This window comes from Streptomyces sp. NPDC018029, assembly GCF_044327655.1.
Lineage (GTDB): Bacteria > Actinomycetota > Actinomycetes > Streptomycetales > Streptomycetaceae > Streptomyces.
Map to the genome: position 1 here is coordinate 803,909 of NZ_JBIRFV010000003.1, position 15,115 is coordinate 819,023.

At 65.6% G+C, this 15,115-nt stretch carries 11 protein-coding genes, 1 tRNA gene and 1 pseudogene; 10 read left to right on the forward strand and 3 right to left on the reverse strand.

Features of this window, described 5'->3' with window-relative positions:
* The first annotated feature begins 592 nt into the window (after nt 1–592).
* From ACH4D5_RS12235 to ACH4D5_RS12245, 3 genes are read left to right on the forward strand one after another with little or no spacing between them, the layout of a single operon-like run.
* Nucleotides 593–2,590: an ATP-binding protein gene (locus tag ACH4D5_RS12235; RefSeq protein WP_398301185.1), complete on the forward strand. Its 1,998-nt coding sequence runs from the start codon at nt 593–595 to the stop codon at nt 2,588–2,590.
* Nucleotide 2,591: 1 nt separating this feature from the next.
* Nucleotides 2,592–4,001 (forward strand): hypothetical protein, encoded by a 1,410-nt coding sequence (locus ACH4D5_RS12240; RefSeq protein WP_398301188.1) that lies wholly within the window; start codon nt 2,592–2,594, stop codon nt 3,999–4,001.
* 41 nt (nt 4,002–4,042) lie between these two features.
* Nucleotides 4,043–5,254 (forward strand): DNA adenine methylase, encoded by a 1,212-nt coding sequence (locus ACH4D5_RS12245; RefSeq protein WP_398301191.1) that lies wholly within the window; start codon nt 4,043–4,045, stop codon nt 5,252–5,254.
* 545 nt (nt 5,255–5,799) lie between these two features.
* Here ACH4D5_RS12245 and ACH4D5_RS12250 read toward each other — a convergent pair.
* Complete coding sequence (locus tag ACH4D5_RS12250) at nt 5,800–6,201, reverse strand: hypothetical protein (protein WP_398301194.1); 402 nt, start codon at nt 6,199–6,201, stop codon at nt 5,800–5,802.
* A gap of 804 nt (nt 6,202–7,005) precedes the next feature.
* Between ACH4D5_RS12250 and ACH4D5_RS12255 the strand changes: the two genes are divergently transcribed.
* Nucleotides 7,006–7,563 (forward strand): HD domain-containing protein, encoded by a 558-nt coding sequence (locus ACH4D5_RS12255; protein ID WP_398301196.1) that lies wholly within the window; start codon nt 7,006–7,008, stop codon nt 7,561–7,563.
* On the opposite strand, the gene ACH4D5_RS12260 is transcribed toward ACH4D5_RS12255, so the two are convergent.
* Nucleotides 7,564–7,905 (reverse strand): NUDIX hydrolase, encoded by a 342-nt coding sequence (locus ACH4D5_RS12260; protein WP_398301458.1) that lies wholly within the window; start codon nt 7,903–7,905, stop codon nt 7,564–7,566. It lies immediately after the preceding gene.
* On the opposite strand from ACH4D5_RS12260, the pseudogene ACH4D5_RS12265 reads away from it, so the two are divergent.
* Nucleotides 7,861–8,581: pseudogene (locus tag ACH4D5_RS12265) on the forward strand (site-specific integrase); the annotation flags it as partial. The gene ACH4D5_RS12260 and the pseudogene ACH4D5_RS12265 overlap by 45 nt on opposite strands.
* A 223-nt stretch (nt 8,582–8,804) precedes the next feature.
* On the opposite strand, the gene ACH4D5_RS12270 reads toward ACH4D5_RS12265, so the two are convergent.
* Nucleotides 8,805–8,876 (reverse strand) — tRNA-Arg (locus ACH4D5_RS12270).
* A 200-nt stretch (nt 8,877–9,076) separates the two neighbouring features.
* Between ACH4D5_RS12270 and ACH4D5_RS12275 the strand changes: the two genes are divergently transcribed.
* From ACH4D5_RS12275 to thrC, 5 genes are all read left to right on the forward strand, one after another.
* Entirely contained in the window at nt 9,077–9,649 is a 573-nt protein-coding gene (locus ACH4D5_RS12275) for a response regulator (protein WP_398301199.1), read from the forward strand.
* Nucleotides 9,650–9,953: 304 nt separating this feature from the next.
* On the forward strand, nt 9,954–11,231 hold the full coding sequence (gene nrtL, locus ACH4D5_RS12280) for an ArgS-related anticodon-binding protein NrtL (protein WP_398301201.1): 1,278 nt from the start codon (nt 9,954–9,956) through the stop codon (nt 11,229–11,231).
* Between the two features lie 26 nt (nt 11,232–11,257).
* On the forward strand, nt 11,258–12,649 hold the full coding sequence (gene lysA / locus ACH4D5_RS12285; protein WP_398301203.1) for a diaminopimelate decarboxylase: 1,392 nt from the start codon (nt 11,258–11,260) through the stop codon (nt 12,647–12,649).
* 103 nt (nt 12,650–12,752) lie between these two features.
* Complete coding sequence (locus ACH4D5_RS12290; RefSeq protein ID WP_398301206.1) at nt 12,753–14,045, forward strand: homoserine dehydrogenase; 1,293 nt, start codon at nt 12,753–12,755, stop codon at nt 14,043–14,045.
* A gap of 6 nt (nt 14,046–14,051) precedes the next feature.
* Complete coding sequence (thrC, locus tag ACH4D5_RS12295; RefSeq protein ID WP_398301208.1) at nt 14,052–15,110, forward strand: threonine synthase; 1,059 nt, start codon at nt 14,052–14,054, stop codon at nt 15,108–15,110.
* The last annotated feature ends 5 nt before the right edge of the window (nt 15,111–15,115 follow it).

Sequence of the window (15,115 nt, forward strand, 5' to 3'; positions counted from 1 at the left end):
TTACGCAGCCTAGGCGGCCGCAGGCGCGCACACCCAAGATTCCACCGGTCAACCGGCCCCTGCCTGCCGGGCAGTTGGACCGTCACGGTGCACAGAAGCCATGACGGTGAACGCCCCCGGCCGGAGCATGCACAAGGGCCGGTGATCACTGAGATCACCGGCCCTTTGCCTACTGCTGATACATCCGGCACGGACGCTGTCCGTGCCCCCGGCAGGATTCGAACCTGCGCACACGGCTCCGGAGGGCGCCTGGGTCTCACAAGAATGCGCAGGTCGCATCCTTGCTGCCGCGTTGCATGCCCTGGCCTGTCCACCAATGGTCCACGAACCGCGGGCTCCTGGGTCGGTACGCATCCGCAGTTGATCGCTCTGGACGCTGATCACAAAGCCACACTGGCCGACGAGCCGCCCTGCGATGGGGACCTCACGCCGAGTCCCAACCGGTCAATTTTGGCCACTTGCGCTGAACTTGCCTCAGGCAAGGTCGCGCACGCGGAAACTGACTGAGAGTCGGACACAGTACGGTCTGTTGCACCCAGCGGGAACAACAGGCACAGCGTCGCGCGAACGCGCGGGGATGGGGAGGGACCGCGTGACAGGGATCGCGACGAAGGTTCAGCACTCGACGCAGCTCAGGAAGCCTCTGACGGCCTTGATCAACCAAGGCTGCAAGCCAGTTGGCGGGATCTTTAGGCTCGACTACGACTCAGCCGTCGTTCTTACCGACGACTTCAAGAAGCATGAGGCTGGAGGCATCCCCCGAGGTGGCTTTCTCCTTGCAGTTGCAGGAGACAGCACAGAGTCTGGCTTCATCCTTGAAGACCAGGAGATCATCCTGCTCCGAGTCCGTGGGACCGCGCCGCTTCCTAACGAGTCCGAGCTCATACAAACTCGACTGGCCGTGGTTCGAGATGCCGGCGCCTCGGGCGTTGACTTCGATGACGTGACCGACGTGCTGACGCGGAACGAACTCCAGCAATCAGCCTTCGACTGCGAGGTGTTGGGGACCTTCTACACCGAGACGGATGCTCGAGACGCGCGAGTGGAGTACGGGGCCGACATCGACAACGTCGTCGTCTCCGCCCGGTATCAGGTCTTCCTGCCGGGCACCGACGTCTTGTCGTGGATTGCCTCCTATCCGGCGGCCGCGGACGAACGCGACTCCCTAGCAATCGGCAAGGTCCGGTTCGCCGCTACTCGGCGGAAGGCTCTGCTGGCGGGTACAGACCAGGCTGATGTCCGCATCGACGTCTCCGACTTCGTCGGGCGCAAGACCGCCGTCTTTGGTATGACCAGGACAGGAAAGTCAAATACCATCAAGACGCTCGTGACCGCGGTCCATCGATACGCATCCGAGCATCAACGCACTATCGGGCAACTTATCTTCGACCCCCAGGGCGAGTATGCGAACGTCAATCGCCAGGACGGGACCGGCCTTCGCCTGCTTGGCGATGACGATCGAACCGTGAGGATCTACAAAGTCGCCCCGGACTCACGCGACTCACGCGAGAAGACGCTTCGACTCAACTTTTATGACCGCGATGTCTTGGACGCCGCCTGGAGCCTCGTAAGCGACGCGACGGCGCAGGTCAACACTAACTACGCGAAGAGTTTCCGCTCCGCAGACCTCTCCGAACCGGACAGGCAGGATTTCAGCGCACATAATCGTTGGGGCTGGGCTCTTGTTGCATTTTATGGCCTGCTAGCCAAATGCGGGTTTACCACAACTCGCTTCCCTTCACTTAGGGTATCTCTCTCCCAAGACAACGCTGAGGCGTTCCTGGAGGAGAACCCCAATGCGATCTCGCCTGCTGGCAGGGGTAAATACTCTGTCGACTCGCCCGCAAGCGCACTCGCTCTCGCCACCTGGGCGGGCAAACGACCTGCTGAATTCCCCAAATGGCACGACGAGAACTCTCGCTTTCCCGACATCTTCGGAGTATACGACTACACAGGCGTGACTTCGGCGATTCGAACGATTCGCCCGTTCCACGGTCAAGAGTCGACTGGCGATGTAGCGGAACTTCTTTGGAACGACATGGTCGCGGGCCGCTTGTCGATCGTCGACCTCTCCAGCGGAAACGAGCTCGTCGCCAAAGTGATGTCGGAGAGAATCGTCACGCACTTGCTCAATAAGGCAGGAGAGCGCTTCCGCGAGGATGCGGAACCGCTGGAAATGCAGATTGTAGTGGAGGAAGCACACAATCTCTTCGAACGTGGCGGACGCGAAGTCGCTGATGACCCATGGGTTCGCCTCTCCAAGGAAGCCGCTAAGTACAAGATGGGCCTGATCTACGCCACCCAGGAAGTTACATCTGTCGACAAACGCATCTTGTCGAACACTTCAAATTGGCTTGTCGCCCACCTAAATTCCGATCACGAAACTCGCGAGCTCTCTCACTACTACGACTTCAGGGTATGGGCTCCAAGCATCATTCGTGCGGAAGATGTGGGTTTCGTTCGAATGAAGACGTACTCAGGAAAATACATCGTCCCTGCCCAGATAGCCAAATTTGACCACGCGATGGTTAACGACGCACGCAGGGCAGCTGGCCTCAATGCCATCCCGTCAGCTGAAGGGGCCAGGTAACATGCCATATCCTGGCGAAAAGGCCTCGCGTCTCGGCCATGTGGACACCGTCCGGAACGAAGCAGTGAAGGCTGCTTTGCAGCGGTGGGAGATAACCAATTCTCGCCCCAACAGCAAGGACGAAATCGAGGGATTGTGTCGCCCCTTGGCGGATCTTCCGCGGATAGGCGATCCCGGAGACGTCGATTTCTCTATTACAGTCGACGGATCAGACACAGAAGTCGAAGCCACACGCGATCACCCTACCGTGAAGGTCGGCTATCTCAGAGTTGCCGGTTCGATGGTTCAACTCGATGTCTTCCGAGCCCTCGCCATTGAGCGCTATATCGACCCACGTGCAGTTCGAAAGTCTCAGACGGAATATGCGTTCGATGTCGCGCTCCCTGGGTCGCAACTGGTGCGCCCTGGAATGAGTGGTGTCGATACGTGGCGAAGCGAGCTCGACGCCTTTCTCATGAGCTCACGATTTGATTCTAGTACCAGCATGACCCTGGCCGATGGTCTACTTGCCCTCCATGGCACTCGTGAAGGCCGCGCAGAAGCAATTTCCTTGAGAGTGTGCCCCAATTGCGGCCAGGGCGCTCCGAATGGAGCTCAGCTGACCGTAGCGGCCCAGGGTGGTCGTTGCCCGTCATGTAGTGGTGTGCTCTACCTGGCTGACGCACTTCGCACGCATGAGGAATATAACGTCGAAGGCTCCAATTTCACGCCGATGGGTCGCGTAATGAGCGCGGCAGAACGGCTTATGACTTTGTGTTACCTGAACTTCTTCGCAGACTCGGCTCCGGAAGTTCTTCGGCACACAATTTTCGTCACTGATGGGCCCCTTGCCTTGCACGGCCCTCTCGCGCCTCTCAAACGCCGCTTCGTGGAACATCTCGGGGATCTCGCAAATTGGTGCGAGAACCAGAAGCTAGTAGCTCCTCTGTTGGTCGGGATCGAGAAGAGTGGCGCTTTCGTGGAACATGCTGAACTAATCGCGGACCTGATCCCCATTGGTCACGTGATGCGCCTGCCGAATGCATACATCAATCGCATCTCGGGACGATCAGAGGACAACCGCTACGGCGAGGATGAGTTCTATGGCAGGAGATTCATCTATCGCACCCAGGCAGGCGATCCCCTAGTGATCACTGTCCCTGCCGCACCCGGCTACAGCCCATACGATGGCAGTGATGGCGTCGAAGGCTGGGAGGCCTACCCGACGCTTCGTCTGATCTGCGAAGTCCTTGACTCGTTGAGGACCCGTATGTACCAACATGCCGTCATTCCGGTAGCGTTGGCCCACTCTGCGGCAGCGCTACCACTTGGTGTGGGCCGTTCCGTTCTCACGATGATGGCCCAGCAGAACATCCCGGGGCTGAAGGTCGACATGCAAGCGGTGCAGCCGCCGACCTACTTCAAGAGGTAGGGCATGTGCCAAGTCGAGGCACTGTCAGGCAGAATACGAGCATGTCCACCCTCACAGAGCCGATCGTGGCCACGGCAACAGATGAGCTGGCCCGAACCGCTGAGCTCTTGGGCACAGGCGACGCGATCAAGGGTCAGGAGAGCGCGATTTCCTCGAACTTGACCTCAGTGGATCACGGTCTCGCGCGGGGGCGCTATCAATCACCGCTTCGTTATCCGGGAGCCAAGTCTGCGCTAGCGCCTGTAATCGCGCGAGTAATCACATCAGCGAAGCAGTCTCGTGAAGTCCCTGAGATCAACCTGCTTGTGGAACCGTTCGCGGGAGGAGCATCGGCTTCTTTGCGAATGATCGGTGACGGCACCGTTGACAGAATTCTTCTCGCAGACGCCGATCCGCTCGTCACGGCCTTTTGGCAGGTGGCAGCTGAGGATACTGAGCGGTTGGTAGACCGCATGCACGACGAATGGAATCGCTTCGTCCGGCACGGCGGCCCTACAGCGGTCGAACGATGGGACTATTGGAGGAATTGGACCCCCGCGGCCGGCATTGCTCCACGCGATCGTCGTCTTGAGGCAGCAATGCAGTGCCTCTTCCTTAATCGAACTACCTTCTCCGGAATTCTTCACGGAAAAGCTGGCCCAATTGGCGGCCGCACACAGGAGAGCAATTATCCCATCGGTTGCAGATGGAACCCGGAAGCTCTCGCTGAGCGTGTTCGTTACGTGGGTCATCTATATGATGTGGGGCGACTCGTCGATGTGTGGCGCAAGGATTGGAAGCGTACCCTTGAAGACGTTCCGGAGCGCTACCCGCAGCTACTCCCATCACGGGTAATCGCCTATCTGGACCCGCCGTACATTGATAAGTCGTCCCTGTTGTACCGGACCTCCTTTGACCCGCGCGGTGGTTACGGTGGGCCAGGAGTGGAGCGTCTCGAAGGAGACACAGAGCTGCTGCACCTTAGTCTCGCCCATTACCTCAGGACTAAGGCCCAGTTCAGATGGTTGCTTAGCTACGACAATCATCCAACACTTACTGAGAGTCCATGGCTGTACGGCCGCGATCGCATGAATCCATCAGATGGCGACCGAGTGGATCTTGGTGTGCGGAGTTGGCGCATTAGCAAGAGGCTCGTGAGCACGAGGTACTCGGCCGCGGGCAAGGTCGGGAAGCGTCCCGCCGACGAGTTGCTGCTCACGACGCTTCCGCCATCAACGGTACCGATCGATGATCAGCTCCGTTTGGTGCGCTAAGGCTCTCGCCGTTTCCTGAGAGGGATTTACGTCCGACGTGTCGTTCGCGGCTCGATGTGGTGACACCGCTCCTGCTGGGTGTAGCCGCCGACAACGTTCTTGCTGATGAAGGTCCAGAAGGGTTCAGCGTCTCGAAAGTGTCCCCACCCGTGTGCCACTCCAGTCCGGGGTAGCCATCGCGGAGAGCTCGCAGTGCGGCTGAGGCGAGCCCATGACGTGCGAAGCCTGGATATGCGTACGGCGACTCGACCCAGCCGAGTGCGCATAGCTGGCACACCACGTACTCGACCTCGAACGCTATTTCGGCACCGAAGTAGGCGACGCGGATTCGCCAGCCCGCTCGTTCGTAGTGGCTGGCCGGCCGGCCGGCCGGTCCACCCATGCTTCGAGCGGTGGCGCAGACCTGTCGAACTCGTAGGCTTGGGGATTCACCCACCGGTGAAGACGGTCGTGGAGCGTGGGCTTCTCGGGCCACTCCCGAACCCACTGGACGATGGTGGCGCGAGCGGCCACCCTGCGGATTGCCGTCCGCTTTTCCTGGTCGGTTAAAGGTGCTCCAGCCCCAGCTTGGCGAGACGCGAGCGTATGGCGGTGGGCTGGCGTCCGAACTCGGCGGCCAATACCTCGTAGTCGTCTCTGCCTTCGGGATGCAGGGCAAGTAGCTTCTGGCCGTCAGCCCTGCTCCACGGCTTGCCGAAGTTCGGATAGCGAGTGCGGAATTGCTCTGAATCCTCGCGGCGGCTGCTGCCAGGGAAATGAGCGACTTCCACGGAGGCGACGACGTCCAACGGGAACTTAGCGCGAGGGGTGTCGTCTATCCAGAGGATCAGTTGGTCGTCTTCGAAGGTGATGCGGTCTGGCGGGATTGCGGTTGCCCAGCGTTGGCAGTCCGCATCGTCCGGGTCCGGAATGAAGTCGGTGAAGCTGACGCGGAAGGATGCACGCACGGTAGATACCCCCATGACCTCCAGCGCGCCGCAAACACTGCGCGGGCAACAGGCTGTCATTCACCGAGCGATCGGATTGCGCCGCGACGATTCCTGATGACCAAGGTCGGTGGAACGGCTTTGGCCGGTGTCCTGCCTGGTGTGGGGTCGGGCATGATCAGGGGGCCGTACGCTGGTTGGCAACTCGGGCAGGTTTATCGACCTGCCCCTAGGTAGCACGAGTGGCCCCCTGGTCTTGCTCGACGCGGGTCCCGGACCGGGGAGGTGGGTAAAGCCGTGGAGCCGGCCGCCCCCACCGATGGGCAACGACCATGGAAGCCGGTCCGTCGACATCGCACCGCCGCCGCGATCCGGCCTTAGTCGAAGCACAACGCGTCTTTGACCTGCACGTATGGCGCCCCCTCATGCCCTGTGACCATGTGTTCTCGCCCCTTTGCGCCCGACCGGCGCCGCCGCGCTCTGCGCGGCCCTCAATCCCTGTGATTGATCCTTCTGGGCTTGGATCTACTTCGTTGTCCTGGTGGGACCTGGGGTTCCGCCTGCACTTTGCTCGGCGAGATCAACCGTCGCTCTCTTTTCCATCTCCCAGACCGGATCGCGGCGGCGGTGCGACGCCGACGCGCACACGTCGCCATGACGTGATCCTTCAGGCAGGGGCGTGTCGGCTTCCGAGGCGCGTCTACGTCCGCGGCCGGCGAGCGGAGCGAGCCTCTTGATGAAGTAGAGAAACTCTGTCCGCGTCTTGCTCCGGAGCGGCCGAGGCCGGGCTGTCCGCACATGGCCCGTGTCAGCTCCGTGCGAATCATGCCTACTGCACTGGACACGCCTCAGGGTGCGGCTGAACTGGCCGAGTCCCTGTTGCCCCCGCTCGGTAATCGTTGGTTGCACACACAGGCCGCGGCTGCTCGTGCTCGCGAGGCATCGCCGACTGTGTCCGATGCTGATCGGGATCTCCTCGTGGCCGCGGCCTGGCTTCACGACATCGGCTACGCCCCGGAGTTGAGGCAGATCGGCTTTCACCCCCTTGATGGAGCTCGCCATCTGGAGACTCTCGGTGCACCGCTTCGACTCGTCCGGCTTGTCGCGCATCACTCAGGTGCCGTGTACGAGGCTGAGCAGCGTGACCTATCGGTGGAGTTGGCAGAGTACGAGCGGGAGGACTCTGAAGTTCTGGACGCCCTGATCTACTCCGACATGACGACTGGCCCAGCAGGTCAGTCTTTCGACTTCGATCGTCGGATGGATGAGATCTTGGTGCGCTACGAGCTGGGAAGCGAAGTTCACACCGCGATCACCAAAGCACGGCCCTACCTGGCCGCGGCCGTTGAACGGACGCTCGCGCGCCTCAACGCCGCTGCGTGATCAGCCGATGTAAGGCGTCGGTCGGCTGCTCAAACCATGCTCGATCCTCATCCGTATCGACGGATGGATGTTCAGGTCCGACAGCCGCGTAGGCGAGACGAAGGCGACTTCCTTGCTCTCGTTACTCGTGCGGAGGTTTCCGCCAGTGATGCGCGCGGTGAAGCAGATCGAGAACTGTTGGCGCACTTCGCCATCGTCGTACGCCATGACGTGCCCGGGGTTCGTGTAGAGGCCGACCAAACCGGTCACCTCGATATCGACCCCGGTCTCTTCCTTGGCCTCACGTACGGCGGCATCGCCGTGGTGCGCTGGCAGAAGCCCAAGGTATCCAGTGAGGTCGATCCTCGCGTGGCGGCCAATCCGCAACAGGCGCGCGCTTTGCTCCACGCTGTGTCTTGCGTCGGCGGCTTTCGTCGTGCGCGCACGGCGCCTGGTCGGACTCTTCGCCTGTATGTACTTCGCTGGCCTCCGCCCCGCGGAAGCTGTCGGCCTCGCGGAACCCGATCTCGTCCTGCCCGGGGAAGGATGGGGCTCCGCTCTCCTGCACCGCACACGCCCGAGTGTCGGTCGGCAGTGGACCGATTCCGGCGAGACCCACGACGACCGCGGACTCAAGAACCGTGCTGCTGAGGACGTCCGCCGGGTGCCGATTCCGCCGCAACTCGTGGTGCTGCTTCGCGAACACCTTGACACCTTCGGCACTGCCGAGGACGGGCGCCTGTTCTACAGCGAGCGTGGGGGAGTGGTGGCCTCCTCGACCTACTGGCGGGCCTGGCAAGAAGCACGGCTGCTTGCCCTCCCGCCGGCCGTGGTCACCTCGCCGCTGGCTCGACGTCCGTACGACCTGCGCCACTCCGCGCTGTCGACGTGGCTCAACGCCGACGTCGATCCGACTGAGGTGGCCGAGCGCGCGGGCAACAGTGTTGAGGTCCTGCTCGGCCGCTACGCGAAGTGCCTCGACGGTCGGCAGGAGGTGGCCAACCGCCGTATCGAGGATCTGTTGAGCGAGTACGACTGACCGCGCGCGTCGCTACGCTGGGCCCCTGGACCTGTCCGGGGCTTTCGTCGTTTTGTGGGGACTGACCTGGGGAGAAGCTCCAAGATCATGTCCACGAATAGTCCACAGCGCCTGACATAGGGCCGCTCAGGGCGGCATACGGTGGCATACGCTCGTAGATACGCGAAGACCCCGGCCTCAGCGTTTCCGCTGGTGACGGGGTCTTTGGGCACCTCCTACAAGGTGCCCCCGGCAGGATTCGAACCTGCGCACACGGCTCCGGAGGCCGTTGCTCTATCCCCTGAGCTACGGGGGCGTGCGTCGCGGGTTGCGCGGCGACGGGTAGAACCCTACCAGCTCTTCGGGGCTCCCCATGAACAGGTATTTCGGGGCTCGTGCGGGGGCGGGGCGGGTGGCTCGCGTCGGTGGGGGCGGGAGGCGGCGCCGGCTTGTGTGTGGGCGGCGGAAGTAGGGAAAACCGGGACGCGGTGGTGGGCGCGGACCTACTCTCGAGTTGTGCCAGGCGTGCCCGGCCGCGTGCTTGTTGTGGACGACAACAAGGTCATCCGGCAGCTGATCAGGGTCAACCTCGAGCTGGAGGGCTTCGAGGTCGTGACCGCGGCCGATGGTGTCGAATGCCTGGACGTCGTGCAGCAGGTCCAGCCCGATGTGATCACCCTCGACGTCGTGATGCCCCGGCTCGACGGACTGCGGACCGCCGCACGGCTCCGTGCCGACGCCCGTACGCGTGATGTGCCCGTCGTCGTCATCAGCGCCTGCACGCAGTACGAGGTCGAGAGCGGCCTGGAGGTCGGCGTCGACGCCTTCCTCGCCAAGCCCTTCGAGCCGAACGAACTGGTCGGGATCGTCCGGCAGTTGATGATCGGGGGGAGGCGAGCGGGGAGCGGTGAGGGCGGGCGTGCGGGCCAGGGTGAACGGGACCGTGATCGTGAACACGACCAGGGGGCTCTGGAAGCGGCCGAGTGCCGGGTCAGTGGGTGTGGAGCCGGGGGCGGAGACGTCGTGGGCGGCGGTGTGGTGGGTGGCGGTGTCGGCGAAGCGGAGCGCGTCACACCTCCCAGAGGTTGACCTCACCTCAGCCCCAGCCCGGCCCAGGGTGGGCCCAGGCCCACCCAAGCCGCAGCCTCAGCCCCGGTCTAGCTCGGCCTAGCCCCAGCCTCGGTCCAGGGTGGGCCCAGACCCAGCCCAGTCGCAGCACCAGCCCCAGCCCCAGCCCCGATCCAGCTCCGCCCAGCCCCAGCCCCCGCCCCGGTCCAGCTCCGCCCTACCCCAGTCCAGCCCCACCCCCCCCCGACACACCCCCGTCCATATCCCGGACCATCCGCTAAACCGAGTCGCCTTCCCACCCCCCTCCTCCCATACGCTTGGTCCCGTGACCCCCGTCGAGCTTTCCCGCACCGTGCTGCGCGCCCTGCGTCAGGCCGTCGATGCCGGTGAGCTCAGCGTGGACGTGGGGCGGAGCCTGGATCGGGACCTGGATCGGGGCCTGGGCCGGGACCCGGACGCACCTGTGGAGTCAGGGCCCCTGCCCGTACGCGTGGAAAAGCCCCGCCCCGGCGGCCGCGGCGACTACGCCACCAACATCGCCCTCCAGCTCGCCCGCGCAGCCGGACGCACCCCGCGGCAAGTGGCCGAGGTGCTGTCCCCGCGGCTCGCCGCCGAGCCCGGCATCGCCGGCGTCGACATCACCGGGCCCGGGTTCCTCAACATCACCCTCGCGGGCGCGCGCGACGAAGCCCTCGTACGCGAGATCCTGGAGCGCGGCTCCTGCTACGGGCACGTGCACCCCGACACCGGCGCCCTCGCCCAGATCCACGTGCCCCGTGAGATCCGAGCCGTCGTCATCGCCGACAGCGCCCGCCGCATCCTGCGCTCCCAGGGCGTCCTCGTCCGCGTCACCTGCGACGACGCGCCCGACCCCGCCTGGGCGGATGTCCTCGGCGTGCGCGTCGACGCCCACGGACGGCCGCCCCAGCCCCTCCCCACCCTGCGCCCCGTCCCCGCCGAGGCGGACGGCGCCGAAGGTCCCCTCCGCCTCGGCCGCGACGCCGCCCGTTGGGCGCTGCTCCACCCCGCCGCCCACGACCACCCCCGCGTCACCGCCGAACAGGGCGGCGACCAGCACCTCGTGCAGCGCGAGAGCAACCCCCTCTTCCGCGTCCAGTACGCCCACGCCCGCTCCCGCGCCCTCATCCGCAACGCCGCCGACCTCGGCTTCACCGCCGCCCCCGGCGACACGGGCCTCCCCCTTGGTACTGGCACCCCCCTCCTGGACGCCCTCGCCACCCACCCCGCAGTCCTCGCCTCCGCCGCGCGCCACCGCGCCCCGGATCGCCTCGCCCGGCACCTCGTCGTCACCGCCGACGCCTTCCTCGCCTTTCAGAGCGCTCCGCACAGCGCTCCGCACAGCGCTCCGCACAGCGCTCCACACAGCGCTCCACAGAGCGCTCCATGCGGGGCTCCGCACAGCGCTCCACACCGCGCCCCACAAGGGCCCACGCGACGCGCCGACCGCGGGCAGATCCTGCCCATGGGAGACGAGAAACCCTCGGCCGCCCACCGCGCCCGGCTCGCGCTCGCCGAAGCCGCCGGGACGGTGCTCGCCGGTGGCCTCTCCCTGCTCGGCATCAGCGCACCCGACCACCTGTGACATGTGAAAGACGAGACGACACCGCCATGAGCCGTTCCGCGCACCCCGCCGGTCCCCGCCACGCCGACGTACTCCCCGAGGGCCACTACAGCGCTCCGCCCGCCGACCTGAACGCCCTCGACCCCAAGGTCTGGTCCCGCACCGTCACCCGTACGCCCGAAGGCGTCGTCAGCACGGGCGGCATCGAAGTGACGCGGCTCGCCGAGGAGTTCGGCACCCCCGCGTACTTCATCGACGAGGCCGACTTCCGCGCCCGCTGCCAGGCCTGGCGCGACGCCTTCGGCAGTGACGCCGATGTGTTCTACGCCGGCAAGGCGTTCCTGTCCCGGGCCGTCGTGCGGTGGCTGCACGAAGAAGGGCTGAACCTCGACGTGTGCAGCGGCGGCGAGCTCACCACCGCCCTCGACGCCGGCATGCCCGCCGAGCGCATCGCCTTCCACGGCAACAACAAGACCGAGAGCGAGATCCACCGGGCGATCGAGGCCGGCGTCGGACGCATCGTGCTCGACTCCTTCCAGGAGATCGTGCGCGTCTCGCACATCGCGGAGCGGCTCGGCAAGCGGCAGCGCGTGCAGATCCGCGTGACCGTGGGCGTCGAGGCGCACACCCACGAGTTCATCGCCACCGCCCACGAGGACCAGAAGTTCGGCATCGCGCTCGCGGGCGGGCAGGCCGCCGAGGCCGTGCGGCGCGCCCTCAAGCTCGACGGTCTCGAACTCATCGGGATCCACTCCCACATCGGGTCGCAGATCTTCGACATGGCTGGCTTCGAGGTGTCCGCGCGGCGCGTCGTGCAGCTGCTCGCCGAGGTGCGGGACGAGCACGGCGTGGAGCTGCCCGAGATCGACCTCGGCGGCGGCCTCGGCATCGCGTACACCTCCGACGACGACCCCCGCGAGCCGCACGAGATCGCGAAGGCGCTGCGCGAGATCGTCACGCGGGAGTGCGAGGCCGCGCAGCTCCGCACCCCCCGCATCTCCGTGGAGCCCGGGCGCGCCATCGTCGGTCCGACCGCCTTCACGCTCTACGAGGTCGGCACGATCAAGCCCCTCGAAGGACTGCGTACGTACGTGTCCGTGGACGGCGGCATGTCCGACAACATCCGTACCGCGCTGTACGACGCCGAGTACACCGTCGCCCTCGTCTCCCGCTCCTCCGACGCCGAGCCCGTGCTCGTGCGCGTCGTCGGCAAGCACTGCGAGAGTGGGGACATCGTCGTACGGGATGCTTTCCTTCCGGCGGACCTCGCGCCCGGCGACCTGATCGCCGTGCCCGCGACCGGCGCGTACTGCCGCTCGATGGCGAGCAACTACAACCACGCTCTTCGCCCGCCCGTCGTCGCCGTCAAGGACGGCGAGGCGCGGGTGATCATGCGGCGTGAGACGGAGGAAGATCTCCTGCGTCTCGACGTCGGCTGACGAAAAACATGAAATAGATGTCTCAGGATCCGGACAATGGACAGAAAGTCTGTTCCGGTGGGTGAGACTGGTTCCACCGTAGATGTATGAGAAGTGAGGTCGGATGATGCGTACGCGTCCGCTGAAGGTGGCGCTGCTGGGCTGTGGAGTGGTCGGCTCAGAGGTGGCGCGCATCATGACGACGCACGCCGACGACCTCACAGCCAGGATCGGCGCCCCGGTGGAGCTCGCCGGGGTCGCCGTCCGCCGGCCCTCCAAGGTGCGTGAGGGGATCGACCCGGACCTCATCACCACCGACGCGACCGCGCTGGTCAAGCGGGGCGACATCGACGTCATCGTCGAGGTGATCGGGGGGATCGAGCCCGCCAGGACCCTCATCACCACCGCCTTCGAGCACGGCGCCTCGGTCGTCTCCGCGAACAAGGCGCTCATCGCGCAGGACGGCGCCGCGCTGCACCAGGCCGCCGTCGAGCACGGCCGGGACCTCTACTACGAGGCCGCCGTCGCCGGTGCCATCCCGCTGCTCCGGCCGCTGCGCGAGTCCATGGCGGGAGACAAGGTCAACCGCGTCCTCGGCATCGTGAACGGCACGACGAACTTCATCCTCGATGCCATGGACACGACGGGGGCGGGCTACCAGGAGGCTCTGGACGAGGCCACCGCCCTCGGGTACGCGGAAGCCGACCCCACCGCCGACGTCGAGGGCTTCGACGCCGCCGCCAAGGCCGCGATCCTCGCCGGCATCGCCTTCCACACGCGCGTGCGTCTCGACGACGTGTACCGCGAGGGCATGACCGAGGTGACCGCCGCCGACTTCGCGTCCGCGAAGCGCATGGGCTGCACCATCAAGCTCCTCGCCATCTGCGAGCGGGCCGCCGACGGCGGGTCCGTCACCGCGCGCGTGCACCCCGCGATGATTCCGCTCAGCCACCCGCTGGCGTCGGTGCGCGGCGCGTACAACGCCGTCTTCGTCGAGGCCGAGGCCGCCGGGCAGCTCATGTTCTACGGGCCCGGCGCGGGCGGCTCGCCCACCGCGTCCGCCGTCCTCGGCGACCTCGTCGCCGTCTGCCGCAACAAGCTCGCCGAAGCCACCGGGCCCGGCGACTCCGCGTACACGCAGCTGCCCGTGAGCTCCATGGGCGAGGTCGTCACGCGCTACCACATCAGCCTCGACGTGGCCGACAAGCCGGGCGTCCTCGCCCAGGTCGCGACGGTCTTCGCCGAGCACGGCGTATCGATCGATACGGTCCGTCAGACGGGCAAGGACGGCGAGGCCTCCCTCGTCGTCGTCACCCACCGCGCGCCCGACGCCGCCCTCACCGGCACCGTCGACGCGCTGCGCAAACTCGACACCGTGCGTGGTGTCGCCAGCATCATGCGGGTTGAAGGGGAGTAAGCAGCAATGACCCACCAGTGGCGCGGAATCATCGAGGAGTACCGGGACCGTCTTCCGGTCTCCGGCACCACGCCGGTCGTGACGCTCGGCGAGGGCGGCACGCCGCTCGTGGCCGCCCAGGTGCTCTCCGAGCGCACGGGCTGCGAGGTCCACCTCAAGGTCGAGGGTGCCAACCCCACCGGGTCCTTCAAGGACCGCGGCATGACCATGGCGATCACCAAGGCCAAGGAGGAGGGCGCGAAGGCCGTCATCTGCGCCTCCACCGGCAACACGTCGGCGTCCGCCGCCGCCTATGCCGTACGCGCGGGCATGGTCTGCGCGGTCCTCGTGCCGCAGGGCAAGATCGCGCTCGGCAAGATGGGCCAGGCCCTCGTCTACGGCTCGAAGATCCTCCAGGTCGACGGCAACTTCGACGACTGCTTGAACCTCGCTCGAGGCCTGTCGGACAACTACCCGGTGGCGCTGGTCAATTCGGTGAACCCGTTCCGCATCGAGGGCCAGAAGACCGCCTCGTTCGAGATCGTCGACGCCCTCGGCGACGCCCCCGACATCCACGTCCTTCCCGTCGGCAACGCCGGCAACATCACCGCGTACTGGAAGGGCTACAAGGAGTACGCGGCCGACGCGGTGTCGACCCGTACGCCCCGGATGTGGGGCTTCCAGGCCTCCGGTTCCGCGCCCATCGTGCGCGGCGAGGTCGTCAAGGACCCGTCGACGATCGCCACCGCGATTCGCATCGGCAACCCCGCGTCGTGGCAGTACGCGCTCGACGCGCGCGACGAGTCGGACGGCTTCATCGACGAGGTGACGGACCGTGAGATCCTGCGCGCCTACAAGCTGTTGGCGTCCCAGGAGGGTGTCTTCGTGGAGCCCGCGTCGGCCGCCTCGGTCGCCGGTCTGCTGAAGGCCGCCGAGCAGGGCAAGGTCGACAAGGGACAGCGCATCGTCTGCACCGTCACCGGCAACGGCCTCAAGGACCCGGACTGGGCCGTCGCGGGCGCCCCGCAGCCGGTCACCGTCCCGGTCGACGCGGCCGCCGCGGCCGAGCGCCTCGGCCTCGCGTAACCGCA